This is a genomic window from Myxococcus sp. NMCA1, from assembly GCF_026810205.1.
In the GTDB taxonomy this organism is placed as follows: Bacteria; Myxococcota; Myxococcia; order Myxococcales; family Myxococcaceae; genus Myxococcus; species Myxococcus xanthus_A.
The window spans coordinates 4,106,266-4,131,119 of sequence record NZ_CP113950.1 but is presented as its reverse complement, the minus strand read 5'-3'; the positions used below and the strand labels follow the sequence as shown (position 1 = coordinate 4,131,119).

Annotated in this window: 18 protein-coding genes; 11 read left to right on the top strand and 7 right to left on the bottom strand. The window is 68.9% G+C overall.

Annotated features, from left to right (window positions below; all coding sequences use genetic code 11):
• Window positions 1-37: 37 nt before the first annotated feature.
• Window positions 38-1,396, top strand: coding sequence for a hypothetical protein (locus OZ403_RS17775; RefSeq protein ID WP_237078355.1), 1,359 nt, complete (start codon window positions 38-40; stop codon window positions 1,394-1,396).
• Between the two features lie 12 nt (window positions 1,397-1,408).
• Here OZ403_RS17775 and OZ403_RS17770 read toward each other — a convergent pair whose 3' ends face one another.
• Entirely contained in the window at window positions 1,409-2,623 is a 1,215-nt protein-coding gene (locus OZ403_RS17770) for an MFS transporter (RefSeq protein ID WP_268784666.1), read from the bottom strand.
• Between the two features lie 173 nt (window positions 2,624-2,796).
• Between OZ403_RS17770 and OZ403_RS17765 the strand changes: the two genes are divergently transcribed.
• Window positions 2,797-3,204 (top strand): hypothetical protein, encoded by a 408-nt coding sequence (locus OZ403_RS17765; protein ID WP_268784665.1) that lies wholly within the window; start codon window positions 2,797-2,799, stop codon window positions 3,202-3,204.
• Between the two features lie 25 nt (window positions 3,205-3,229).
• Here the strand turns inward: OZ403_RS17765 and OZ403_RS17760 are convergent, their stop codons facing one another.
• The 3 genes from OZ403_RS17760 to OZ403_RS17750 form a co-directional block, all read right to left on the bottom strand.
• Complete coding sequence (locus OZ403_RS17760; protein WP_268784664.1) at window positions 3,230-3,880, bottom strand: TetR/AcrR family transcriptional regulator; 651 nt, start codon at window positions 3,878-3,880, stop codon at window positions 3,230-3,232.
• 109 nt (window positions 3,881-3,989) lie between these two features.
• Window positions 3,990-4,514 (bottom strand): aromatic ring-hydroxylating oxygenase subunit alpha, encoded by a 525-nt coding sequence (locus OZ403_RS17755; protein ID WP_268784663.1) that lies wholly within the window; start codon window positions 4,512-4,514, stop codon window positions 3,990-3,992.
• A 101-nt stretch (window positions 4,515-4,615) separates the two neighbouring features.
• On the bottom strand, window positions 4,616-5,221 hold the full coding sequence (locus OZ403_RS17750) for a DUF4136 domain-containing protein (protein WP_140791389.1): 606 nt from the start codon (window positions 5,219-5,221) through the stop codon (window positions 4,616-4,618).
• A gap of 244 nt (window positions 5,222-5,465) precedes the next feature.
• On the opposite strand from OZ403_RS17750, the gene OZ403_RS17745 reads away from it, so the two are divergent.
• From OZ403_RS17745 to OZ403_RS17730, 4 genes are all read left to right on the top strand, one after another.
• Complete coding sequence (locus OZ403_RS17745; RefSeq protein ID WP_140791387.1) at window positions 5,466-7,610, top strand: M13 family metallopeptidase; 2,145 nt, start codon at window positions 5,466-5,468, stop codon at window positions 7,608-7,610.
• A gap of 62 nt (window positions 7,611-7,672) precedes the next feature.
• Entirely contained in the window at window positions 7,673-7,873 is a 201-nt protein-coding gene (locus OZ403_RS17740; RefSeq protein ID WP_140791386.1) for a hypothetical protein, read from the top strand.
• Between the two features lie 62 nt (window positions 7,874-7,935).
• Window positions 7,936-8,487 carry a GNAT family N-acetyltransferase gene (locus tag OZ403_RS17735; protein WP_140791385.1) on the top strand — a complete coding sequence of 184 codons (552 nt, stop codon included), beginning with the start codon at window positions 7,936-7,938 and terminating at the stop codon, window positions 8,485-8,487.
• Window positions 8,488-8,652: 165 nt separating this feature from the next.
• Window positions 8,653-13,731, top strand: coding sequence for an Adventurous gliding motility protein K (locus tag OZ403_RS17730; RefSeq protein ID WP_268784662.1), 5,079 nt, complete (start codon window positions 8,653-8,655; stop codon window positions 13,729-13,731).
• A gap of 25 nt (window positions 13,732-13,756) precedes the next feature.
• Here the strand turns inward: OZ403_RS17730 and OZ403_RS17725 are convergent, their stop codons facing one another.
• Window positions 13,757-14,497, bottom strand: a complete 741-nt coding sequence (locus OZ403_RS17725; protein WP_140798386.1) for a competence/damage-inducible protein A — start codon at window positions 14,495-14,497, stop codon at window positions 13,757-13,759.
• Window positions 14,498-14,910: 413 nt separating this feature from the next.
• Here OZ403_RS17725 and OZ403_RS17720 point away from each other — a divergent pair, with 413 nt between their 5' ends.
• Genes OZ403_RS17720 through OZ403_RS17710 form a run of 3 tightly spaced genes read left to right on the top strand, consistent with a single transcriptional unit; the run spans window position 14,911 to window position 20,502 of the window.
• Window positions 14,911-15,300, top strand: a complete 390-nt coding sequence (locus OZ403_RS17720; RefSeq protein ID WP_268784661.1) for a hypothetical protein — start codon at window positions 14,911-14,913, stop codon at window positions 15,298-15,300.
• 18 nt (window positions 15,301-15,318) lie between these two features.
• Window positions 15,319-16,449: a peptidoglycan-binding protein gene (locus OZ403_RS17715; RefSeq protein WP_268784660.1), complete on the top strand. Its 1,131-nt coding sequence runs from the start codon at window positions 15,319-15,321 to the stop codon at window positions 16,447-16,449.
• 51 nt (window positions 16,450-16,500) lie between these two features.
• On the top strand, window positions 16,501-20,502 hold the full coding sequence (locus tag OZ403_RS17710; protein WP_268784659.1) for an IPT/TIG domain-containing protein: 4,002 nt from the start codon (window positions 16,501-16,503) through the stop codon (window positions 20,500-20,502).
• A 49-nt stretch (window positions 20,503-20,551) separates the two neighbouring features.
• Here the strand turns inward: OZ403_RS17710 and OZ403_RS17705 are convergent, their stop codons facing one another.
• Window positions 20,552-21,385 carry a hypothetical protein gene (locus OZ403_RS17705; protein WP_268784658.1) on the bottom strand — a complete coding sequence of 278 codons (834 nt, stop codon included), beginning with the start codon at window positions 21,383-21,385 and terminating at the stop codon, window positions 20,552-20,554.
• A 126-nt stretch (window positions 21,386-21,511) separates the two neighbouring features.
• Window positions 21,512-23,125 carry a M20/M25/M40 family metallo-hydrolase gene (locus OZ403_RS17700; protein ID WP_268784657.1) on the bottom strand — a complete coding sequence of 538 codons (1,614 nt, stop codon included), beginning with the start codon at window positions 23,123-23,125 and terminating at the stop codon, window positions 21,512-21,514.
• A 297-nt stretch (window positions 23,126-23,422) separates the two neighbouring features.
• On the opposite strand from OZ403_RS17700, the gene OZ403_RS17695 reads away from it, so the two are divergent.
• Both OZ403_RS17695 and OZ403_RS17690 read left to right on the top strand, forming a co-directional pair.
• Window positions 23,423-24,001, top strand: a complete 579-nt coding sequence (locus OZ403_RS17695) for a hypothetical protein (RefSeq protein ID WP_237080397.1) — start codon at window positions 23,423-23,425, stop codon at window positions 23,999-24,001.
• A 295-nt stretch (window positions 24,002-24,296) separates the two neighbouring features.
• Window positions 24,297-24,854 carry a dihydrofolate reductase family protein gene (locus OZ403_RS17690; RefSeq protein WP_174260050.1) on the top strand — a complete coding sequence of 186 codons (558 nt, stop codon included), beginning with the start codon at window positions 24,297-24,299 and terminating at the stop codon, window positions 24,852-24,854.

Here is a 24,854-nt window from a genome sequence, read left to right as displayed (position 1 = left end):
CTCACTGCCCGGTCCCGCCGGGTACAGGAGAACCTGGATGCTCACATCGAAGAATCCCCAGCGCTTTCTGCACGCGGCACTCCTCTGCGCCCTGTCCTGGAGCGGCCAGGCGATGGCCTCCGGCGCGGAGGAGCTTGCCCCCGCCGACGCGAAGGCGCGGATCCATCCCCAGAACGCGAGGGCCCTGTTGCGCGCGGAGCGCCTCCTCGCGTCCGAGCCTCACTTCCTCCCGCCGCCGCTGCCCGACTGTCCCGGGATGATCGACAACGGCGTCGTCCGGCTCGGCGTTGCACCGGCGGGCCACCTGAACCTCCCCTGCCCCACCAACGCGGTCTCCAGCGGCACCTTCGGCACCCGCACGATTGGCTTGCGCTACCTGCCCACCAACGGCGAGGCCGCCGCGCCAGGCAGCGCGTGTGAGGGCTGGGGCGTCGCGAGCGCCGACCTGGGCATCTCCGGCTACAGCTCCGCGGACTGCGGCGCGTCCTCCAACCTCACGGTGGAGATCAACGCGCCGTCGCCCATCTCCACCATGTCGGTGGTGCGCGTGGGGAACACGTTCCGGGTGACGCACATCTACACGCCGTCGCCGGTGACGAACCATCTGTACCAGGTGGACGTCCTCATCGAGAACATCGGCACGGCCTTCATCTCCGACCTGCGCTACACGCGCGGCATCGACTACGACATCCTGCCCAACACCTTCTCCGAATACGTCACCGTCGCGGGCACCGCGGGCAACCCCTGGGTGGTGAGCGCGGTCGACAACAACTTCGTGTCACTGAACCCGCTGGCCATCAACTACTCGCTCATGGGCGGCACGGGTGACTTCACCAACGTGGGCCCTGGGGACCTGGGCGCGCAGCTCGACTTCCGGCTGGGCTCGCTCGCCGTCGGACAGGTCCGCTCCTTCCGGACGTTCTACGGCGCCGCGGGCAATCAGGCTGACGCGCTCAATGCCCTGTCGGCCGTGGGCGCGAGCACGTACTCGCTGGCCAAGGGAAACTGGAACGGCACCGGAGACCCGCTGAGCCCCACCGGCGCACCGACGGGGACGTTCGGCGCGACCACCGGCCAGCCGAACACTTTCATGTATGGCTTCCGCCCGCCGGAGTCGCCGACGAGCTGCACGGTGGAGTGCCCCGGCTTCCTGTCCCACGGTGTCTACACCGTGGACCACTCGGGCAACCTGGACCGCTGCGTCGTCAACGGCCAGTACGCGAACAACACCGTGGCCGTCACCTACCTGTTCGGCGAACGCGTCGAGTTCACGTGCAGCGACTACGGCAGCCCGCATGGCAATCCGTGCAACGTCGGTCCCGGCGCTGACACCTGCAACCTGGCGGCCTTCCAGAGCCTGTGCAGCAGCCCGACGTTCGCGCAGTACTGCCTGTAAGCGGCCCCGCGCTCAGACCTTCAAGCTCGATGGCGGCGGCGCGTCCGGAACGCGCCGCCGCAGGAGCGAAGCCCCCACCAACAGCGCGACGCCCGCCGCCACCGCCCCACTGGTGAAGGGCGCACCAGGCCCCAGCCGTGAGTAGAGGAAGCCGCTCCACACCGGCCCCACCACGCGCGCGAGCCCTCCCGCCGACTGCACCACGCCCAGCACCCCGCCACGCAGCTCGCGCCCCGCGTACCCGGAGGCCAGGCTGGCCATCAGCGGCTGCAACAGGCCCGTCCCCGAGCCGACCAGCACCATGGCCAGCACCAACATGGCACCGTGGCTCGCGGCGGCGATGCACGTGAGCCCGGTCCCCATGCACGCGGCGCCCACCAGCACCAACGTCGTGTCCCGGACCCGGCGCGTCAGCCAGCCAATGACGAAGGCCTGAAGCACGAAGGTGACCAGGCCCATCAACGCGAAGAGCCGCCCGATCTCCAGCTCGCCCCAGCCGAACCGCGCCTGGGCCAACAGCCCCAGCGACACCTGGAGGTTCGTCATTCCGATGAACACCAGGAACGTCAAAGCCAGCACCGCGCCCAACCCGGGCCGAGCCAGGACGTCGGCCAGCCGCACCCGGGGACGGCCTTGCTCCTCGTGCCGCTCCGCCTGCGGTCGGTGCGTCTCCGGAAAGAAGAAGAGCACGCCCAGCATCGCCGCCGCCGCCATCACCGCGCCCGCCAGCGGTGGCGCCCAGGCGCCATGCACATGGAGGAGGCTGCCGATGACGGGCCCCAGCACCATGCCCAGGCCAATGCCCGCGCCGACGAGCCCCATGCCCGCCGCCCGCCCACGCTCGTCCGTGACGTCCGCCACCGCCGCCTGACACGCCGCCAGGTTGCCCGCGGTGGCTCCCGCGAGCAGCCGCGACGCGAACAACCACGGCAGCCATTGGACGTGGGTGGAGTACGCGAACAGGGCCATGGAAATCGCGTTGCCCAGCAGGCTCAGCAGGATGACGGGGCGGCGCCCCACCCGGTCCGACAGCCGCCCCAGCACCGGCGAGGCGACGAGCTGCGCGAAGGAGAACAACGCCAGCAGCACCCCCGCCGTCGTGGCCGTCCCGCCCATGGACTCCACGTAGAACGGCAGCAACGGGATGATGAGGCCGAAGCCCACCAGGTCCAGGAACACCGTGACGAAGACGAGCGCCCGTACCCGTCGCTGCACGTTCAGGGGCACGGGAGAAGTCCATGATGGCGGGGGCATGCGCCTGATGATTGACGGCCCCGCCCGCCAGGGGAACAGGTTTCGCGCTCGGCGAATGGCCAGACCCAGCTGTGATAGACTTCACATCCCCGGAACCCCTGCGCAGCGACAGGGACCCAGCCTCGGGGATTGAGAGGAACGTCGCCATGCCTTCCCGCCGACACAGTCTGTCCTGGAGCGTCGCCGTCCTGCTGACCTTCGCGGCGACCGCCGCGAGCGCGGAGTCCCCTGAGCCCAACGTCGCCGTGGCGAGCGCGGCGGTGTGCTCGCAGAGCGTGCAGTCCGACGCGGAGGTCAGCGAGCCGGACCTCTCGGGCCTCGCCTGTGTCATCGTCCGGTGCAGCTCCGAGCAGCAGTGCTGGGACGCATGCCCAACGGCGCGAACGGCGACATGTTCCCGCAACGCTTGCAGCTACACCTACGGCGGTGGAGGCGGTGGTGGAGGAGGAGGCGGCGGCGGTCCGAAGTGCCCGGTGACGAAGTGTAGCGATGACGCGGACTGTGTCTGCCGCGGCGTCCAGGGGTACTGCGCGAACCGGGCCTGCGCCTACTGAGACGCACTGCCCGCCAGGGTCCGCCTCAGCGCCGCTTCGCGGGAGGCGGGCCCACGGGCCTGGGGACAAGCAGGTCCTCGAAGAGGGAGAACACCTGCTCCGCCCCGCGTTGGAGCGCCGGCACTCCGCTGTGCGCCCACTGTTCGAGCAGCCACCCATCCGTGGCCTGTCCGATGCCCATGAGGGACGTCAGCAGCAGGGACTCCGGCACATCGCCACGCACCGCGCCGAGCGCGCGCCCGTCCGCGAGGACGCGCTGGAACCACGCCACCAGCGGCCCTTCGAAGCGCAGCCACGCCTCCTGCAGCTTCGGGTGAGTGCGCGCCTGCGACATGCTTCGGAGAAGCCGGGCCGAGCGCTCGTCGTTCACGATGTGCGTCGTCAGCGCGAAGTAACGCTCACGCAGGGTGTGCCAGAAGCCGTCCGCGTCCGCGGGACGCTGCCAGGCCCCGAAGCGCTGCGCCAGCGTGTCCAACGTGAGGGCCAGCACGGCGGCATAAAGGTCGTCCTTGCCCTCGAAGTAGTAGTACGCGACCCCCTTCGAGAAGCCCGCGCGCTCCAGGATGCGGTTGTAGGAGGCCCAATCGAAGCCGTGCTCCGCGAACTCCTCCGCGGCCACGGCGAGGAGTGTCTGTCTGCGCTCGGGGTCGAGCCTGCTGGCGCGGGGACGGGGCATCGGACGCAGCGCTTCTATCAGGATGCGCCAGGAGTGTCGCCGAGCGCCGCGCGATGCAGCTGATGCCACGCGACGATGGCGCGGTCCGCCCGGATGAGCGTGCCGTGGGTCAGCGCACCTGAGCGAGGCAGGCTGGAGTCCCCTCCATGACCCGGGTGAAGCGTGCGTTCCAGACCTCCTCCACCGCGGCGCTGCTCGAATCAGGTTCCGGCGCGTCCGCGAGCCAGGGCAGCGCGGGAAGGGACGCGGGCGCCCTACCCCCCAGCCACGCCCAGATGAACCCATGCGCCTCTCGCACCGGATGCATGCGCAGCGCGAGGCCTCGCGAGGGCTTCGCGTCAGGCCCCTCACAGGGCATGGCCAGACAGGCGCCGCCACCGCCATAACGGAAGCCGTGGTAGGGGCATCCGAGCGCCCCCTGCTGCACGCGTCCGAGCCCGAGGTCCGCGCCCCGGTGGGGACAGGCCGCATCCGCGCAGTGGGCCTCGCCCGCGGCGTCCCGCCAGAGCACGAGCCGCCGCCCCAGGCGCTGGATTCCCAAGGGCCGTCCCTTCCCGAGCGCCGGTGACCGCGCCACCGCGTACCAATGCGCCGCCCACTGTTCGGCGTGCTTCGAGCCTGTCGCCTCGTTCATCGAACCCCACCCTGGACCGGCGGTTGGACCATCGGTTCAATACTGGCGACCGGCCTGGGGGCTCGCAACCGAAAACGTGCGGGAGTGGCTGCCTGGCCGGCTCAGGACGCTTCCGGGCGGGGCGGGAAGCGCGACAGCAGCTTGTGCACGGCGTCGTTGATCTTCTTCTGGAGTGCATCGGGTGACAGGTCGCGGTGGAGCTCCGCCTGGGCCGTGCCACGCCAGACCAACCGCTGCTCCCGGGCATCCACGCCGTCGAGGATGAGCGTGCCTACGTCGTATTCGCGGACATAGGTGCGCGGGCCGCCCATGCCGTACGGATAGCCGTAGGGCCCGTAGAAGGAACTCCAGGGGCTCCAGTAGGGGCCCCAGGGGTAGCCATAGAAGGAGTCCACCGTGTCGACAGACAACTTGGTGTCGATGGCGCCCTGCCACCCCACGAAAAAGTCCGGGTCCTCGTTCATGTCCACCTTCTGGTAGCCGCGAGCCTTCAGCTCCTGGTCCACCGCCATGCGCACGCGCACGTCGACGATGTCGTTGTAGACGCGGGCGTCCTTGCCCTGGGGCTGCGGCAGCCAGGCGTACCGGCGGAAGTCTTCGATGCGCTCGACGGCCGTGGGGTCGTAGTTGGTGTTGACGCGGATGCCCGAGCAGGCCGCCAGCGCCAGCCCCAACAGCACGGGGGTGATTCGGAACAACAGCCGCATGGGAGCCTCCTGGATGTCGGGGCGCGGACACATCGCGGCCCCGGCTCCCTGCAAACCTAGGCGTCCGTCACGCGCCCCTCGGGTACGGCCCGGCCGTTCGGCGACTGTGGCGGAGCCGGTCCGAGCGAAAGGTCCGCCCGCTCGGGATGAAACCGCCGAATCCGTTGTTCGGTCCGCGCCTTCGTACGCCAGACCGTCTATATCCCCGGTCTTCGGCTCGCAGCCCCTGTTTCAGGAGCACTCCTTGACACATCCCCATCGACGTTTCCCCGGCGCCAGGCATGTGCTGGTCTCCGCGTGCACCACTGCGCTGCTCACCTCCTGTGCGTCTTCCACCTCCGCGGAGAAAACAGAACCGCCCGCGCCTGTCGCCACGGCGCCCGCCGAGGCGCCCGCGTCCAAGCCGAAGCCCACGTATGGGACGTTCGGCTTCGACACCCACGGCATGGACCGCGACATCGTGCCGGGCAACGACTTCTACGGCTTCGCCAACGGCACCTGGGCGAAGCGGACGGAGATTCCGCCGGACCGCTCCAGCTACAACATGTTCACCACGCTGGCGGAGCAGGCGGACCAGCGCAACCGCGAGCTCATCGAGGCGCAGCGCCAGGCCCCCGAGGGCAGCGAAGCCCGGAAGGTGGGCGACATCTTCGCCAGCTTCATGGATGAGGCGGCCATCGAGGCCAAGGGCGTGGCGCCGCTCAAGCCGGAGTTGGAGCGCATCGCCGCCATCGGGCAGCGCAAGCAGCTGGCCACGGTGCTGGGCGCCACCCTCCGCGCGGACGTGGACGCGCTCAACATGGGCGACGTCACCACGGACCGGCTCTTCGGCCTCTGGGTGGCCGAGGACCTGAACGAGCCGTCGCGCTACGCCCCCTACCTGCTGCAAGGCGGCCTGTGGCTGCCGGACCGGGACTACTACCTGGCCGACAACCCGCGCTTCACCGAGCTGCGCAAGCGCTACCAGGCCCACATCGCGGCCATGCTGAAGCTGGCCGGCTTCGATGACGTGGAGACCCGCGCGGGTCGCGTCTTCGCCCTGGAGCGGAAGATGGCCCAGGCGCACGTGTCGCAGGTCGACACGCGGGACATCTCCAAGGCGAACAACCCCTGGCCGCGCGCGGAGTTCATGAAGCGCGCGCCCGGCCTCGCCTGGAAGGAGTTCTTCGACGCCGCGGGCCTGGGCACGCAGGAGCAGGTCATCGTCTGGCAGCCGAGCGCGCTGACGGCCCTGTCGAAGCTCGCCCAGAGCGAGCCCCTGCAGGCGTGGAAGGACTACCTGGCCTTCCATGCGGTGGCCCGCGCGGCCCCGTACCTGTCCAAGGCCTTCGTCGACGAGAGCTTCGCCTTCAACGGCAAGACGCTGAGCGGAACGCCCGCCCAGAAGGAGCGCTGGAAGCGTGGCGTGGACGCCACCAACCTCTCCATGGGCGAGGCGGTGGGCAAGCTCTACGTGGCGAAGTATTTCCCGCCGGAGGTGAAGGCGGAAGCGGAGGCCATGGTCCGCAACATCATCACCGCGTTCGAGAAGCGCATCGACGCGCTGACGTGGATGTCGCCCGACACGCGGACCCGCGCCAAGGAGAAGGTGGGCACGCTCCAGGCGAGCATCGGTCACCCGGAGAAGTGGCGTGACTACTCGGGGCTCGACATCGTGGCCGGTGACGCCTACGGCAACGCCGAGCGCGCCGTCCGCTTCGAGTACCAGCGCAACGTCGCCAAGCTGGGCCAGCCCGTGGACCGGAAGGAGTGGTACATGGTCCCGCAGCTGGTGAACGCGCTGAACTCACCGCAGCAGAACTCCATCATCTTCCCGGCCGCCATCCTGCAGCCGCCCTTCTTCGACGCGAACGCGGACCCGGCCGTCAACTACGGCGGCATCGGCGCGGTCATCGGTCACGAAATCGTCCACAGCTTCGACGACGTGGGCGCTAAGTTCGACGCGCGCGGCAAGCTGGAGAACTGGTGGACGAAGGAGGACGAAGCGAAGTTCCAGGCCGCGGGGAAGGCCCTGGCGGCCCAGTACAACGCCTACCGCCCGCTGCCGGACCTGTCTGTGAATGGCGAGCTGACGCTGGGTGAGAACATCGCGGACATGGCGGGGGTGGCGGTGGCCTATGACGCCTACCAGCTCTCCCTGGGCGGCAAGCCCGCGCCTGTCATCGACGGCTACACCGGCGACCAGCGCTTCTTCCTTGGCTTCGGTCAGGTGTGGCGCGCCAACTACCGCGAGCCGTACCTGCGCCGCATCATCATGACGGACGGCCACGCGCCGGGCCCGTACCGCACCGCCACCGTGCGCAACCTCGATGCCTGGTATGGCGCGTTCGATGTCAAGCCCGGGCAGACGCTGTTCCTGACGCCCGAGCAGCGCGTCCGCATCTGGTAAGCGTCATTTGACGGCTTCTCCTGGGTTGAAGGACTGTAATGCCCTCACCCAGGAGGAGCCGAATGATGCGCAACATGCTGCGAAGTGGCTTGGGAGTCCTGGCAGTGCTGGCCATGGTGGGCTGTGGTGGCCCCGTGGACGACAACCTGGACCCGATGCTGGCGGACCAGGAGCAGGAACTGCCGATGTGCAAGGTGGATGAGCCGAAGCCGTGTCCGGACGGCTTCACCTGCGTGGGCAAGGTGTGCCGGCCCGGCCTGTAGTCACGCTGCCGTCGTTCCCGCCTAGCGGTTCGAATTCAATGCCAAACATGAAGGCGTTTTGAATGTCCCACCTGGCAAGCAATGGCCCCGTGCTCGAAACACAGCGTCTCATCCTCCGGCCTCCCCTGGCCGAGGACCTGGATGGCTTCGCGGCGCTGTCGGCCGACCCGGAGTCGGCGCGTTTCATCGGAGGGGTCCAGCCGCGCACGATGGCGTGGCGCAACTTGTGTGTGATGGCAGGCTCGTGGTCGCTCCAGGGTTTCGCGATGTTCTCCGTGTTGGAGAAGTCCACGGGCGCGTGGGTGGGGCGAGTGGGCCCGTGGAAACCGGAGGGCTGGCCGGGAACAGAGATTGGCTGGGGCCTGCTCCGCGAGTACTGGGGCCGGGGCTACGCCACGGAGGCGACGGCGGCGACCCTGGACTGGGCCTTCGACCACCTCGGCTGGACCGACGTCATCCACTGCATCGTGCCGGAGAACACCCCGTCCCAGCAGGTCGCGCTCCGGCTGGGGTCGCGCGTGCTGGGACAGGCACACATGCCACCGCCGCACGACACGCTCTTCGTCGACCGCTGGGGGCAGAGCCGCGACGAGTGGCGCGCTCGGCGGAAGTAGGCGCCGCGTTGCCCCAAAGCAGGGGTTCGCCTGCCCGCTCCCTGGGGCGGCTGGCACCCAAATCGCCAGGAAAGACGGGAAGTTGAGGGATCGGCCAAGCGCATGTTACGACCGGCGACGGCCAGTCCTTCCTCCCCCGTATTGGCCATTCGGAGCCGGCTTTCCATGAGCGAGCGCAACGACGTCCCGAGGACCACTGTTCCCGTGGCCCCCCTGCCTGTGTCTGGCGCGCCCGCGAGCCCGAACGCTCCGGTCACGGAGACGCAGGCCCAGGCCGCGCCCACCGCACCCGCGGCTGCCGCCAACACCCGCGCCGAGGATGAAGCGCGAGAGCGCATCGCATCCCTGGAGCGCGAGGCCAAGGCCCTCAGCACCACGGAGCCCCACACGGCGGCGCTGCTCTTCCACGAGGTGGGCCTGCTCTGGGAGGAGCCGCTCAAGAATCCGCGCAACGCCGCGGTGGCGTTCCAGAACGCGTACAAGCTGGCGCCGCGCTACCTCGTCAACATCCGCGCCGCCCGCCGGCTCTTCGCGGACGTGGGCAACTGGCAGATGGTGCTCCAGTTGATGGACGCGGAGCTGGCGGCCACCGACGACGCGCGCCACCAGGCCGCGCTGCTCTTCGAGAAGGGCATTATCCTCCAGGAGCGCCTGTCGCGGGACGAGGAGTCCGCCGCGTGCCTGAAGCAGTGCCTGGAGCGCCGGCCCACGGACGTCGTCGTCCTCACCCAGCTCGAGTCCGTCTACGCCGCGCGCAATGACGCGCCCGCGCTGGTGGAGGTGTACCGGCTGATCGCCGCCACCGTGCAGCAGCCTTCGCTGCGCGCGCACTACCTCACCGCCGCGGGCCTGCTGCTGGAAGAGCGGCTGAAGCAGAAGGAAGGCGCCGCGGCCCTGTTCCGCGAGGCCTTCGCGCTGGACCGGTCGGACCTCCAGCTCCTGGCGGCCATGAAGCGGCTGGCCGAGCGCGAGGGGCGCGTGGATGAGCTGCTCGCCGCGCTGGGTGCGGAGGCGGCCGCGTTGGGCGCGCAGGCGGCGCCCGCGTATCTGCAGATCGCCAAGGTCTACGAACGCAACGACCGCAAGGACGACGCGCTGGCCGCGCTGCTCGCCGCGCGGCAGGTGTCCCCCAACGAACCGCTGGTGCTGAGCGAGCTGGCCGGCATCTACGAGACGCAAGGCCGCTTCGAGGAGCTGTCGGACGTGCTGCTGGCGCGCGTGGGCTCGCTCAACGACGAGAGCGAGCTGGTGGCCACCAACCTCCGGCTGGCGGCGCTGTACGAGGAGGTCCTCAAGCGCGAGTCGGACGCGGCGGCGCGGTATCAGGCCATCGTCGCCCGCATCCCCGGCCACGCGGCCGCGCTGGCGGGCCTGGGCAAGCTCTACTACCGCATGCAGGACTGGGAGCGGCTGGTCGCCGTCTTCGACGCGGAGGTCGCCGCCGCCGAGGACGCGAAGCAGAAGGCCGCGCGCATGTACAAGGCGGCCGAAATCCTGGAGGAGCGGCTGGGACGGCAGGAGGACGCCATCTCCCGCTACAACGCCTGCCTCCAGTTGCAGCCGGGCTACCTCCCCGCGCAGAAGGCCCTCACGCGCCTCTACGAGCGCCAGGGCCGCTTCGCGGAGCTGGTGGCGATGTACGAGCAGGACCTGCTCCAGACGAGCGACCGGGATCAGCTCATCATTACGTTGAACAAGATGGCGGTGGTGTACGAGGACCGCCTGGGCGACCTGGACCACGCCATCGAGTGCATGAAGCGCATCCTCGACCTGGCGTCCGACCACCTGCCCACCATCCGCAACCTCGCGCGGCTCCACGAGCGGGCCAGCCGCTTCCGCGAGCTGCTGGAGACGCACGACCTGGAGGCGTCGCTCGCGGGTGACACCAAGCAGGTGCTGTCGCTGCTGCACCGCAACGCGGAGATTCTCGACGAGAACCTCAAGGACCGCGCGGGCGCCATCTCCGCGTATGAGCGCGTGCTGGCGCTGTCCCCGTCCTACCTCCCCGCGCTCAAGGCGCTGGGCCGGCTGTACGCGCAGGATGGCCGGTGGGAGAAGCTGGTGGACATGTACCGGGCGGAGTCGGAGAGCTCCGCCTCCACCGAGCAGGCCGCCGCGCTCATCTACAAGATTGGCGAGTTGTACGAGCAGCGGCTGAACCAGGACAACGAGGCCATCGCTTCGTACAACGAGGCGCTGATGCTGGCGCCCAGCTACTTCCCGGCGCTGCGCGCGCTGGCCCGCATCTACCGCGCGCAGGCCGCGTGGGAGAGCCTGGTGGAAGTGCTGCGCGCCGAGGCCGCCAACCGCACCGACCCGCTGGAGCGCGCCAACGCCCTGTATCAGGCGGCGGCCATCTGGGAGGAGCAGCTCCTTCGGCCCGAGCTGGCCATCGACACGTATCAAGAGGTGCTGCGCCTGACGCCGGCCCATGCCGCCACGCTTCGCGCGCTGGAGCGGCTGTACCTGGCGCAAGACAACGTGAAGGAGCTGGTCGGCATCCTGGACCGCGAGACGCAGGTGGGCAGCACGTCCGCGGCCAAGGTGACGGCGTACCTGAAGCTGGCGCGGCTGTACCTGGACCGCTTCCAGGAGCCCTCACGCGCGGCCCAGTGCTGCGAGGCCGTGCTGGCGCTGGACGCCGGCAACCTCACCGCCCTCACGCTGCTGGAGCGCATCCGCGCCTCGGACCGGCCGCGCCGCGCCGAGCTGCGCCAGCGCATCGCCGACCGTGTGAATGACCCGCGGCTGGCCACGGCCCTCCGCCTGTCCGCCGCGGTGGACCTGGACCGCAGCCCTGCCGAGGGCACGCTGGAGGCCTACAAGCGCGCATTCGAGGCCGACCCGGGCGATGCGCGGCTGGCCTTCGTGCTGGAGCGCGGCCTGCGACAGGCGGGTGACGCCGCGGGACTGGCGCGCCTGTACACCATGCGGCTCGCGTCCGCGCAGGACGCCGAAGAGGCCCTGGAGATGCTGCTGCGCACCGCCGAGCTGGCGGACACGCGCTTCAACGACTTGGAGCGGGCGGCGGCGCTGTACCGGCAGGCCCTGGAGCTCCAGTCGCAGTGCCTGCCCGCGATTCAGGGAGCTCGCCGCGTGGCCTTGAAGCGGGGCGACTTCGCGGGAGCCCGCGCCGCGCTGGAGGCCGAGGCCCGAGTGTCGCGCGATCCGCGTGGCGCCATTGAGGCGTTCATCGGCGCGGCGAAGCTGGCCGTGGGCCGGCTGAATGACGCGGACGGCGCCACGGCGCTGTACCGGCAGGCGCTGGAGAAGGATCCGCTGCACGCGGGCGCACAGGCTGGCCTGGAGGAGCTGCTGGCGCAGCGCGGTGGCTCCGCGGACCTGGCGGCCCTGCAGGAGCGGCGCGCCGAGGCGAAGCTGGCGCAGCGGGACGGACTGGCGGCGGCCACGGCGTTCGTCAGCGCGGCGCGGCTGCACCACACCACGCTGAATGACCGCGCGCGGGCGCTGGCCCTGCTGGAGAAGGCACTGTCCGCGCAGCCGGGGCACCCGGAGGCGCTGGAGCTGCGTGGCGCGCTGTTGCTGGAGGCGCAGCAGTACCCCGAGGCCGCGGCCATGCTGAGCCAGCGCGTGCAACTGGGTGGCGACCCACGCGTCCTGGCGCAGTTCCACATGACGCTGGGGAACCTGTACGCGTCGCACCTCAATGACCCGAGCCGGGCCGCGGCGCACTACCAGACGGTGCTGGCCACCCTGCCCCGTCACCTGGAGGCGCTGGAGCGCCTGGCCGGACTTCACACGCAGGCGCGCAACTGGGCGGGCGCGGTGGACTGCCTGCACAAGCTGCTCCAGCAGGAGCTGCCGCCGGAGCCGCGGGCCCGCTTCACGCTGGAACTGGCGCGTACGTATGACGAAGGGCTGGGCGACGCGGGCGCGGCCACCCCGCTCTACCGCCGCGCGCTGGAGCTGTCTCCGGGCAACCCCGCCCTGGTGGACCGGCTGGTGGTCCTCTACGAGCGCGCTCGCAATCTGCCGGAGCTGGCGCAGTTGCTGGAGGCCCAGGCCGCGGGCCAGTTGGCCGTGGAGCCCAAGCGCGCCGCGACGCTGCGGATGCGGGCCGCGGACCTGTACGCGGGTCCGCTGTCCGAGCCCGCTCGCGCCACCGCGCTGTACCGGCAGGTGGTGGATGGTGATGGCACGAACCTCCAGGCCCGCGCGGTGCTCGCGGAGTTGTACGCGCGGGACTCGTCATCGGTGCCGATGGCCATCGAGGAGCACCGGCAGATTCTCCGGCAGGACCCGACGCGGGTGGACAGCCTGCACGCGCTGTTCAAGCTCTGGGAGGGCCTGAAGCAGCTCGACAAGGCGTTCTGCGCGGCGGCGGCGCTGCACTTCCTGCGCTCCGCCAACGAGGTGGAGCTGGCCTTCTACATGGAGGCCCGCACGAGGCTGGCGCAGGAGGCGCGCGAGGCGCTCACGCAGACGGACGTGGACTCGGTGCTGATGCACCCGGGGGCCCGGGGCCCGCTGCTCGAGGTGCTGCGCGCGATGGGCGAGCACCTGGAGAAGGTGTACCCGCCCAACTTCGAAATCGTGGGCGTCAATCCGAAGGCGGACCGGCTCAAGCCGGACTCGGCCGTGTACAAGGCCATCCGCGCCGTGGCGCAGGTCTTCGGCGTGGAGAGCTTCGAGGCCTACCAGGCGCGACGCGGACTGACGGTGCTGGAGACCACGGAGCCCATGTCGGTGTGCATTGGCCAGGACGTGGTGCGGCGCTTCAACGCGCGCGAGCAGAAGTTCCTCCTGGGCCGCGCGGCGCTGGGGCTGCTCAACAAGACCGCGGTGCTGGAGAAGCTGTCACAGGGCGAAACGGCGGACCTCTTCGGCAGCGCCGTCCGCCTGCACGCGCCGCAGTTCAGCGCGCTGGGCCGGCGCAACGACGAGTCGGTGAAGCAGCTCAAGCGGGCCTTCCCGCGCAAGGCGCTCAAGGCGCTGGAGATTCCGGCGATGTCGCTGGGCGACGCGCAGAAGGTGGACCTGGCGCCCTGGCTGGAGGCCATCGACTACTCGGCGGACCGCGCGGGCCTGCTGATGTGCGGCGACGTGGCGGTGGGCCTGGGCATGGTGCTGCGCGAGGACCCGAACTTCGCGGGTGCCCGGCTGGATACGCCCGAGCCCATGATCCAGGCCGTGCGCGAAGGCGAGCGCCTGCGCACGATTCTGGCGTGGGCCTTCACGGACGACTTCTTCCGGCTGCGCCAGCGGTTGGGACTGGGGCTGTAGGCGCGTTCGGAACGCGGCGGGAGCCCTACTCCCGCCGCACCACCGCGCCTTCCGGCAGGCCCGTGAGGATGCGCGACAGGGCGTCATCCACGGGCCCGCGCTGGGCGGACTCCACCGTCACCTTCACCCGGTAGTCCTTGTCCGTGTCGAACTCCGGGTAGGAGCCGATGGCCACGTGCGGCATGTCGAGCGCCACCCGGTCCAGCACGGCGGCGATGTCGCTTTCGCCCAACCGGAGGTAGAGGCAGCTCACGGCCACGGGCGACCCGCTCAGCCGCGCGAGCACCGTCTCCAACTGCATCCGGAACAACTGCGGCACACCGGGCAGCAGGAAGATGTCCTCCACCGTGAGCACGGGGAACCACATGTCTGCCTGGGGAAGCAGCACGGCGCCCTCCGGGGCATCGGCGAGCCGCAGTCCTTCCGCCGTCACCGGCCGCTCCTCGGTGGCACGGGACATGATGAGGTCCAGCATCTCCTGCAGCCGAACCACCTTCCGTCCCATGGCCAGGGCCACCGCGCGCACGGTGACGTCGTCATGGGTGGGGCCGATGCCGCCGCTGGTGAAGACGTAGCGCGCCTTGCGCCGGGCCCGGGCCACGGCGTCCACGATGGCGTCCACGTCGTCGAGGACCGTCTCCACCGAGTGCAGCGGGATGCCCACCTCGCGCAGGCGCTTGATGAGGTGCGGCCCGTTCAGGTCATGGACCTTCGCCGTCAAGACCTCGTTGCCGATGATGACTGCCGCTGCGCCGGTCCGCTCCATAAGGGGCGGGATTCTAGTCGAATCCGAGTGGGGATGGTGCCGCGTCAAGGCCGCGTCAAATTCACCCCGGAGGTGCTGAGCGACGGCTTGGTGCCCCCCGTGTCAGAGATGCAGTTGCCTGGACTGACGTGCCGAGCGAACTGGGCTGCACAGCTTCACCCCACGCGCGGCCACGGTGTAGGCCGACGGTTGACGTGGCGTGGCGCGCCGTGCAGCTCATCGAGCAGGAGCACGTCATGTGGAACCGTCGCCATGCGGTGACTTGATGCATGACCTTCACGCCGCATCCGCGCGCCCCCGGGCCTTGAAAGCAGGCGCCTCCCGGTGGCCTCGGAGGCGGTCAACCCGTAACGTGCTTGAACTCGACTTCACTGTCAGTTAGCGTTCAAATCAAGCAATTCCGGGAGAGTGAAGTGCGCATCCGTGACGCCCAGGTCGAAGCACTGCGCGACGTCAGGGAGACGCACTTCGTCGAAGAGCTGGTGGTGCACCTGCACACCCACTTTCCGGAGGAGGTCAAGGACCTCTCCGGGGACTCGCTGCGACAGGAGCTCCGGAAGGGGCTGACCCGCGCCCGCGGTTACGGACTCGCCAGTAGCGAGCTGCAGACGCGTTTCATCGGGCTCGCGGCCCTCTTTGGCTGGGCTTTCGACCAGGACGAGCCTTGGGTGGCGGAGGCCCTCTCCGACACGACCTTTGAACCCGATGAGCGGATGAACAGGGTCGAGACCCGCTTCCAGCGGCGGCTGGAGACGTCCGCGCGCAACGCAAAGGCACGCATGGCATTCGGCATCGCAGCGTAACGCGGCGGAGGGCCCCCCATGGCGCATGACATCGTCTTCAAGCCCTCGGCGGTCTTCGACCCGGAGCGGGCGTACTTCAGCAAGTGTGGCCCGACAGAGCCCCCTCCCAGCCCCCAGGATTCGAGCGAGGCGAAGCTCACCCAGCTGAAGGCCGCGAAGGCCGCCGCCGCGTCCATCTCCTCCGGGGGCGACGTCATCTTGCCCTGCATGAAAGCGGCGCTGCAGACCCTGGAGGCCACGGTCGTCGACATGGAGGGAAAGCCGCTCGACGACATCCTCATCGAGCTGCGCAAGAGCCCCACCGAAGCCCTGTCCGCCAGGACCGATGTGGCGGGGACGCTGCGCTTCCAGGGCCTCGCGCCGGGGACGTATCAGCTCGGGCTCCTCGAATTGGACCAGGACCGCTGGGAGATTCTCGGCAGTGAGCCCCTGTCAGCGGAGCGGGCCGCCTGCCGCGACGAAGCCGCCTGGACGGCGCCGCGCCCCGTGGCACGGACGGGCCCCACCTCTCACGTCATCCAGCAAGGCGAGTGCCTCTCGACGCTCGCCCACCAGCATGGGCTCCACGCGGACACGGTCTGGGACCTGCCGGACAACCGCGACCTCAAGAGCCGGCGGAAGAACAAGAACATCCTCCTGCCGGGGGACACCGTCATCCTTCCTCCGCGACAGCTCGCGCTGCGGGACGTGGAGCCCTCGAACGCCTATCGCATCCGCCGCAAGGATGCGTCCGAGCAACTGCGCATCCGCTTCCTGGACCGGCAGGACCGGCCCCGAAGCGGAGCGTCCTATCTGATAGCCATTGACGGCCCGAATGGCACCGAGGAGCGCACGGGGAAGACGGATGGGGAGGGCTTCGTGCGGGAGTCCGTGTCAGCGACCACCACCGAGGTCAGGGTCACCCTGGGCCAGGATCTCGAACGCGAGACGTTCATCTTCCGCGCGGCGCATCTCGACCCGCTCGACACACTCTCTGGAGTGCAGGGACGCCTGACCAACCTGGGCTATCCCTGCGCCAAGGATGAGGGGAAGTTGGGCGCCTTGACTCGCCGCGCGCTGCAGGACTTTCAGCGTGATGAGGGGCTCACGGTGACCGGTGAGCCGGACGCAAGCACCCGCGCGACCATCGAAGAAAAACACCTCGCCTAGCAACGGCGCGGCAAGCCATGGGCCGTGCACGCATGGCCCGGGGGAACAAGCGTGCCCATCACCATCACCCATCTCGATATCAACGGCTGCTCCGTGGACGGAGGCGTTGAGCTCACCCTCACGGGAACGCAAATCCAGGCGGGGGCCCGGGTCAGCTTTGGGGGCACCAGCGCCACGGTCATCCAGGTCACGCCGCCCACCCAGATAAGGGTGCGAACGCCCAAGCGGGAGCGGGCAGGTCAGGTCACTGTCACGGCGACCAACCCCGACGGAACGTCGGCCCCGTGGGCCAACCCCTTCGAATACTACGCGGTCGTGAGCAAGTGCAGTCCCGACGCGGGTTCAATCGCGGGCGCCACCCAGGTGACCGTCACCGGCCGGGGCTTCGTCGCCGGCATGGTCGTCAACTTCAACGGCGCTGCCGCGGCCGCCGTCAACATCGTCTCCGCCACCGAGCTGACCTGTCAGACACCTCCCAACGCCGTGGGTGCGGTACACGTCGACGTCTGGACCACCGCGGCGCGCACCGCGGGGGGACGGTGCGACAACGGCTTTCATTTCAGTGGACCGGCGACCACGGGGGTCAGTCCGCGCGAAGTGCCGCTGGCAGGTGGGACGGACATCACCATTCAGGGGCAGTACTTCGGCGCGGGTGCGACCGTCACCATCGGAGGAACACCCGCGACCCATGTCGTCGTTCAGTCCGACACGCGAATCACCGCGCGCACGCCCGCGCATGCAGCCGGGGCCGCGGACGTGGTTGTCACCATGGGGGCCGCCCCCGTCGGCACGCTGGCGGGTGGACTGACGTACGTTGGCGCGGAGGTGACCACCATCACGCCCGTGCTGGGACCGGCGGCCGGTGGCACGGTCGTGACGGTCCAAGGCCAGCGCTTCGCCAACGGCGCCGTCGTTACAATCGGCGGAATCAACGCCGTGCCCACGACCTGGGGCAACGCGAACACCCTCACCGCGACGGCCCCCGCCCTCCCAGCGGGCGAGCATGATGTCGTCGTCCAGAACCCGGGCGAAGCCGCGGTGACCTTGCCCCGGCGCTTCAAGTCCATTGGCGCCCCGGTGGCCGCTGGGGTCCAGCCCCCGCGAGGCGTGACGGCCGGCGGGACAGCCGTCACGCTCACAGGCAACCACTTCGCCGCGGAGGTGAACGTCCGCATCGGAGGGGTCGCGGCCACGAATGTCGTCAGGGTCTCCGCGAGCACCCTCACGGCCACCGCGCCCGCGCACGCGGCGGGGACGGTTGATGTCGAAGTCCAGAATGCTGGCGGCACCTGGGTCACGCTCGCCAACGCCTTCACCTACTCGGACGTCAGCGCCGTGGAGCCGAGCCGGGGCCCTGTCGCGGGAGGAACGGCCATTGTCATCCGAGGGAGCGGCTTCGACCCGGCCGCGACCGTCACCCTGGGAGGAGTCCCCGCGACGGGGGTGGTCTGGCGCTCGGCCAACGAGCTCGTCGCCACGACCCCCGCGCACGTCGAGGGGACGGTGGACCTCCAGGTGCACAACCTCGCGGGTGCGCTCAGCCTCGCGAATGGCTTCTCCTATTCGCCCGTCACCGCCATCGAGCCCGCCGCCGGCCCGCTCGCGGGAGGGACCGTGGTGGTCCTCCGCGGTGGCCCTTTCGCCGATGGGACGACGGTGGAGTTTGGAGGGCTCGCCGCCGCGGCGCTCGTCCGTCGCTCAGCGCAGGAGCTCGCGGCCACCACGCCGGTGGGAGCCGGCATCGGCCCGGTCGACATCGCCGTGCGCCACAACGCGGCGGTGAACCGGGTCGCCGGTGGCTTCGTCTATCAGGGGCTCGCGGTCATCCACGCCGTCGAGCCGAGCCAGGGCCCGCTCGATGGCGGCACCACCATCACCCTCACGGGCGACCACTTCCAGGCAGGCGCGGCCGTGACGGTCAACGGGCAGCCCGCGACCCACGTCCAGGTGGTGTCGCCGACCACCATCACCGCGAGGACCCCTTTCGGCCCACCTCCAGGCATGGGAGGGCTGCGGGTCGCCTCGAATGTCGGTGTCACGAACCCAGGCGCCGCGGCGGTCATCGGTGCCGGGCTCTACACCTACCGGGACGCGGCGCGGCTCGTCTCGGTGGCCCCGGCGCGAGGCCCTGTCGGTGGCCGGTGGGTCACGCTCACCGGACAGAACTTCACCGCGGGCGCGCGGGTCTTCCTGGACAACACCGAGCTCACCGGGGTGACGTTCGTCGATGACCAACACCTGGAAGTCCGGCTTCCGGGACACGAACCGGGTGCGGTCAACCTCTCCGTACGGAACCCCGACGAGCCCCGTCCCGCGAGATTGAACAACGCCTTCACCTACATGACCACGCCCGTCGAGTCGGGTGACAACGAGGTGGTGTTCATCCTGGATGGGGAGGCGTACTTCCGTGAGCTCCGGTTGATGCTGGAGCAGGTCCGGCAGGCTCCGCGGAACCCGAACACGTATGTTCGCCTGGCCTTCTGGATGATTGAGCCCTCGGTGACGGTGGGTGACGCGACCTGCTTCGAGCAGCCCGCCCATCGCTTGCTGACCTACATCGAGAAGATCGTGCGGGCGGGTCACGACGTCGACGTCATCGCCTGGCATGCCCCGAGGCATGAGCGGCAGTTCAACGGAATGGCAGACGAAGTCGCGAAGGCAAACGAGTCCTTCGCCGAAGCCATCCGGCGCATCGACACCGACGCCCTCGCCACGGGCCCCGGGGTGGGACGCGCGCGAATGTTCCTGGAACACTACGAGGGGGACCTCGTCGGCGCGGCGAACCATCAGAAAATCGCGATTGTCTCCATCGCGGGGCAGCGCACGGCCCTGGTTGGCGGGCTCAACCTCTCCAACCACTACTTCGCGCCCCACGACCATGGCGGGGCCCAGACCTGGCACGACACCGCCGTGCGCCTCCGGGGTCCGGTGACCGATGACGTCGAAGCGGAGTGGATGCGGCGCTGGAGACGGACCAACGACGTGGCCACCCAATGGGTGTGGAACGCCTTTGGGAGCGGCGGCGACGTCGTGGCGCGTAACTACGCCTACTGGTCCAGCACGACCGTGAAGCAGCAGGCCGTCAGCATCCACGAGAACACCACCCGGCAGGCTCGCCACCCTGACAACCGCAGCGTGAGCATCGCGCTCACGCGCTCCGTGGGGTCGACCCGCTACCGCCACATCCGAGACAAGGTCATCGAGCGAATCAACGCGGCGAACGACTACCTCTACTTCGAGAACTACCACTTCGCGGACCCTGACCTGCTCCAGGCCGTCTATCGCCGCCATGAGGCGCGAAGACTCGCGAATCACGAACTGAAGGTCGTCATCGTCGTGCCCATGCAGGGCGGCTCCATGGCGTACATGACTCGCCGTGCCTGGCTGCACATGGTGCTGCGCTTCCTGAAGCCCATTGGGACGCCCTACTGCCGGATCGTCAGATATCTCGATGACGCGGGCACGCCTCAGCAAGTCGACCGCACGACGTGTGCCACATGGAACGTCGTGGACAGCTTCGACACCAACAGTCCGACCCCCGGACTGAGGAACCGGTGGCTCGAACAAGATTGCATCCAGTTCAAGCAGACCCTGGCCAGCCCCACCACGACGGTGCCCCTTCACAAGATCACCACGGTGGAGGGGGATCTCCACTTCTACTCCTGCTTCGGGGCGGGTGGCGCGGCCAACGTCTATGTTCACTCCAAGGTCGCGGTCTTCGATGACCGCTGGCTGGTGTGTGGCACCGCCAACTGGTCCTTCCGCAGCATGCAGTACGACGGGGAGATCGCCGCCTTCGTCGACTCACCCCACGTCGCGCAAGGTGCGCTGACGAACCTGCTCAACCACTACAACCCGGGACACCATGTCAACCCCTCCAACATCGAGGCGGCGGCGGACTACAACCTCACGCATTTCAAGACGCACGGAGCGCACTACGGCGGTGCCGCCTATGCCTTGCTACCGCTCTTTCACCACCTGACGCCGGGACTCGACATGGGGAGAGCCATGCCAGAGGTCGCCAACGACGGGCCGAACTTTACGTGGACCTGAAGCAGGACAACTGATCCGACAGCAGACCCTCCACCGCGTGCGGCAGCACTCACTGGACGCGCTTGAGGTACACGTCCGGTGCGCACGGCTGCAGCCGCCTGAGCGCGGCCTCGGCGCCCTGGCGTGTCGGCAGGAAGCTGGCCACCACCCACTTGTCCCGGGTGAGCCGCGCGAAGTCGTTGGTGTCCACCGTGAGCAGCGTCGAGCCCTTGCAGTCCGCTTCCAACTGCGCCTCGGCCGCGCGGGCCGCCGGCACCGAGTCCTCCGTACGGAGGATGACGGCCCAGGCTTCGGCAGGCCGCTCCACCACCTTCTTCCGTCCCACGTCCCAGCGCAGCTCGGAGAGGGCCCATCTGTCCGTCGAATCTCCCACGCCGATGTCGAGTGTGCGTGAGAAGAGGAGCCGGCCGTCCTGGACCTCCACACTGGAGGAGGTGGGGCCCTGCCCCTCGGCCCCCTCCCAGGCCCGGGTCACGCCCTTCGCGTCGGCGAGGAACAGGGCATGCTGGCGGTGCACATGTTCGTAGCCGGCCGCGTGGGTGATGAGAAGCGCCGTCGGCCCTCCCTGGAGGTCCACGGCCCGGAGATGGAGGGCCCAGGAGGTCGACTCATCGCCACCGGTCCAGTTCCATTCAGGCGCCGTGGCCTTCGCCACGTCGCACGTGAGTGCATCATACGGCTCGGACAGCGTCGCCGTGCGCTTCGCGTCGCCGCGGCGAACACGAAGCGCACGCTGGCCCTTCTTGCACGGCATCGCCACGGCCTCGATACGCGGGTCGCTTCCCGCTGAACCCAGCACCTGCTCCTGGGCGCTCTCCGGCGCGGCTCCGATGAGCAGCACGACGGTGGAGAGGACGAGGATGGCGCCCGAACGTCGGCGCATGAGACTGGGAACCTGGAGCATGGACATGGCCGTCTGGGCCTCCGCGAGAAGCGCTTCACGGAACTCTGCACGCACTCCGCGCATCGCAAAAGGAGGCAGGTTTGGAGACTGGCAGCTTCACCGCGCTCACGGTATCCGCTGGTGAGCCTCCTCCACCGGCGTTGAAGCGAACCTCCGGAAGAAGCTGTTGTCGTTCCAACGCGGGCGCTCGGGGGTGTTGGCCACGGTGAGGGTGAGGTCCGAGAGCAGCCGAACGAACTTCGCCGCCGCCTCCCGGTCCATCGGCTGGCGCAGGTCATCGGAGGGCGCGTGGTAGTGCCGGGTGTGCCAGGCCTTCACCGTGCGCTCCTCGGGAGAGCCCGGCGCATGGCCGAACTTGAAGAACAGGGCGGGCACGCCCTTCCGGATGAAGGCGTACTGGTCGCTGCGGATGAACAGCATGCGGTCGGGCTCGGGGTCCGGGACCAGCGTCACCCCATGGGCCGTGGCCACCTGCTGGAGCGGCGCCTTCAGGGAGGACTCCTCCTGCCCCAGGGCCAAGAGGTGGCGGAGTGGGAACAACGGAAGGAACATGTCCATGTTGAAGTTGGCGACGATGGAGGACAGGGGCACCGTCGGGCTCGCCGCGAAGTAGCGGGCCCCCAAGAGCCCCTTTTCCTCTCCCGTCACCAGCAGGAAGAGCACGGAGCGCTTCGGCTTCAGTGCCTGGAGGGCCCGTGCCACCTCCAGCACCGCGGCCACTCCCGTCGCATTGTCCATGGCGCCGTTGTAGATGGCGTCGCCCTTCACCGGCACCCCGACGCCGATGTGGTCCAGGTGGGCGGTGAGCACGACGTATTCCTGCGCCAACGTGGCATCACTGCCGGGCAGCACGCCCACGACGTTGGCGGACTTCACCGGAGATTCCTTCCACTCGGCCCGCGCCTCGAGCCGGGTGGGCAGCTCGAAGTGTGGCAGCGGCCGGTTCGCATCCGCCATCGCCAGCACCTCCTTGAAGGAGTGCTGCGCGCCAGCGAACAGCTTCTCAGCGTGGCGGGAGTTGAAGACGACACTCACCTTCAGGCCCTGATTCTCGACCAGTGACGGGTCGGCGAAGGTCATGGCCGGCTCGAACCGCGACGTGGCGATGCGCGCCCAGGGCAGCTCCTCGCTCTTCGGATTCCGCAACACCACGACCCCCACCACGCCTGCCTTCCGGAGCACCTTGACCCGCTCCTCGAGCGAGCTGTGGTGGGCCCGGAGCGCACCGGGGATGTGGTCGGGCCCGCCGTAGAGGATGACGACCACCTTCCCTTGGAGGTCCAGCCCCGCGAAGTCGTCATGTCCCGCCTCGGGAATCGAAAGGCCATGCCCCACGAACACCAACGGGGCATCCACCTGCCCCGATTCCCCCAGGTATGAGGCGATGATGGCATCGCGGCCGATGACCAGCGGCATGCGCCGGCCACCCCGCACGAGGGCCAGCCCCGAGCTCGCATCCACCAGTCGCCGCGAGACCAGTTCCACCTCCTGAGCGTAGCCCTCCCCCGCTCCCGGCTTGATTCCCATCGCCGAGAGCTGCTCCACCACGTAGCTCGCGGCCTTCCGATAGCCCTCGCTGCCCGTCTCCCGCCCCTCCAGCGCGTCATCCGCGAGCACGCGAACGTGACCCCACCAGCGCTCCGCTTCTGGAGATGCGGCGGCGGAAGCCATCGCGGGCAGAAGGACGAGCAGTACGAACGGCAACGGGCGGCGGAACATGGGAGCACTCCATGGCAATGGCCTGCATCAAGTACGCCTGACGGGCGTCGCGATTGCCTCGGCCCGGGAACATCATAGGCAGGCGCGCGCCAAGACGACGCATCAACGGCCAACTCCTCACGGGCGATCCCGCTTTCCGATGAAGCAATAGAAATCGTTGAGAGAACAGACACGTCAAAGCAGAGGGCTGACACCTCCCCTGCACTTCCGGCGAGTGGGCACCCGGGCCAAAGCCCTGGAGGCCCATCCCACACTCAGTATCCCTGAGTGGGTCCCACAACGGCGCAGAGGGCTCCTATGTCATCCACCATCCTTCCCCTCAATCTCTGTCAGAAGGCCTTCCTCCTCGCCTGGGAGTCCATCGGTGTCGGCGACACGCCAGGCGAAACCAAGACGCTGGCCCAGACACCGCAAACCAAGCTCACCACCTTCCTGGCCCTGTCGGACGTCCAGAACATCGCGGGAACAAACGCGTCTTCCGACCATGACAAGAATAACAAGGACAACAGCATCAACAACAAGCTGCTGGGCATGACCGACAAGCTGACGACCCAGCAAACCTTGGTGGAATTTCTACGATCGCTGAGCGCGACAGGTTCAAAGACGCTCATCTTCAGTGGCCACTGCCTGGGCGACGCTAGCGCCGACGCTCGCACTGGCCCTGTTCAATCCATCAGGCGGGCCATTCAGCACCGGGGACTGGGGCCACGTCTACGTGCTCCCGGCCGCCGGTCAGCCTGCTCCTGCCCCACCCCCAATACGCCTGGAACCGGAACATCTGGAACAGCCTCGACGCCGTGCCACACGCGTGGGTCATCGACAGGCTCAAGGAGATTCCCACCCTCCATCCCGCGAACTGGGATGGTGGACAGGTAGGTCCCCTCGGACATCACGAAGTTGGTCAATTTCGTCGCCCTCGCCTCGGAACTTGGCGGCGCCCTTCCCGGTGTGCCCATCCACAGTTCGGTCGCTGCGTCATGAGCGCGTCAAGGCTCGCTTCGGTGCGTACGGTCGGGGCGTGGCGAGGGAGCTGAGCGTCCGATACGACAACGGCAGCCAGTTCACTAAGGAACACCTGCGTGTGGACGTCATCGGCAGTATTCGCACACAATTGCCAGGTGAAAACATGCTAATGATTGGGCTCCAGATGAACCAAGAAGGAGCGGGTATCATGGGTCACATCGTCTATCTGATGAACCTCTCGCTGGACGGATTCATCGAAGGCCCTGACGGGTCGTTCGCGTGGGGCCGGCCGGACGAGGAGCTGCATCAGTTTTTCAACCAACAGGCCCAGGACTTCAGCGCGTTCCTGTACGGCCGGCGCATGTATGAGGTGATGTCGGTCTGGCAGACCGTCGACACGGAACCGTCGGCCTCGGGCTTCATGGCGGAGTTCGCGCGCATCTGGAAGAGCAAGCCCAAGGTCGTGTTCTCCACCACGCTCGAAAAGGTCAGCGAGAACTGTCTGCTGGTCCGGGGCGACATCGCCGCCGAGGTGGCGAGGCTGAAGCAGGAGCATCACGGAGACCTGGCGGTCAGCGGCCCGGGCCTCGCATCGGCGTTCGCGCGATTGGGGCTGCTCGACGAGTACCGGCTGGTCCTCTCTCCGGTTCTCGTGGGCGGAGGCAAGCCATACTTCCCGCAGCTCGATCACCTCGTCCCGCTGCGACTGAAAGAAACCCGCACCTTCCAGTCTGGCGCGCTGTACCTCCGCTACCAGCGGGCCTGA

What these genes read in the sequence shown, in the direction of transcription:
- OZ403_RS17775 (WP_237078355.1), top strand. Translation starts at nt 38, where the DNA reads ATGCTCACATCGAAGAATCCCCAGCGCTTTCTGCACGCGGCACTCCTC.
- OZ403_RS17765 (WP_268784665.1), top strand. Translation starts at nt 2,797, where the DNA reads ATGCCTTCCCGCCGACACAGTCTGTCCTGGAGCGTCGCCGTCCTGCTG.
- OZ403_RS17760 (WP_268784664.1), bottom strand. Translation starts at nt 3,880, where the DNA reads ATGCCCCGTCCCCGCGCCAGCAGGCTCGACCCCGAGCGCAGACAGACA.
- OZ403_RS17755 (WP_268784663.1), bottom strand. Translation starts at nt 4,514, where the DNA reads ATGAACGAGGCGACAGGCTCGAAGCACGCCGAACAGTGGGCGGCGCAT.
- OZ403_RS17750 (WP_140791389.1), bottom strand. Translation starts at nt 5,221, where the DNA reads ATGCGGCTGTTGTTCCGAATCACCCCCGTGCTGTTGGGGCTGGCGCTG.
- OZ403_RS17740 (WP_140791386.1), top strand. Translation starts at nt 7,673, where the DNA reads ATGATGCGCAACATGCTGCGAAGTGGCTTGGGAGTCCTGGCAGTGCTG.
- OZ403_RS17735 (WP_140791385.1), top strand. Translation starts at nt 7,936, where the DNA reads ATGTCCCACCTGGCAAGCAATGGCCCCGTGCTCGAAACACAGCGTCTC.
- OZ403_RS17730 (WP_268784662.1), top strand. Translation starts at nt 8,653, where the DNA reads ATGAGCGAGCGCAACGACGTCCCGAGGACCACTGTTCCCGTGGCCCCC.
- OZ403_RS17725 (WP_140798386.1), bottom strand. Translation starts at nt 14,497, where the DNA reads ATGGAGCGGACCGGCGCAGCGGCAGTCATCATCGGCAACGAGGTCTTG.
- OZ403_RS17715 (WP_268784660.1), top strand. Translation starts at nt 15,319, where the DNA reads ATGGCGCATGACATCGTCTTCAAGCCCTCGGCGGTCTTCGACCCGGAG.
- OZ403_RS17705 (WP_268784658.1), bottom strand. Translation starts at nt 21,385, where the DNA reads ATGCGCCGACGTTCGGGCGCCATCCTCGTCCTCTCCACCGTCGTGCTG.
- OZ403_RS17700 (WP_268784657.1), bottom strand. Translation starts at nt 23,125, where the DNA reads ATGTTCCGCCGCCCGTTGCCGTTCGTACTGCTCGTCCTTCTGCCCGCG.
- OZ403_RS17695 (WP_237080397.1), top strand. Translation starts at nt 23,423, where the DNA reads ATGTCATCCACCATCCTTCCCCTCAATCTCTGTCAGAAGGCCTTCCTC.
- OZ403_RS17690 (WP_174260050.1), top strand. Translation starts at nt 24,297, where the DNA reads ATGGGTCACATCGTCTATCTGATGAACCTCTCGCTGGACGGATTCATC.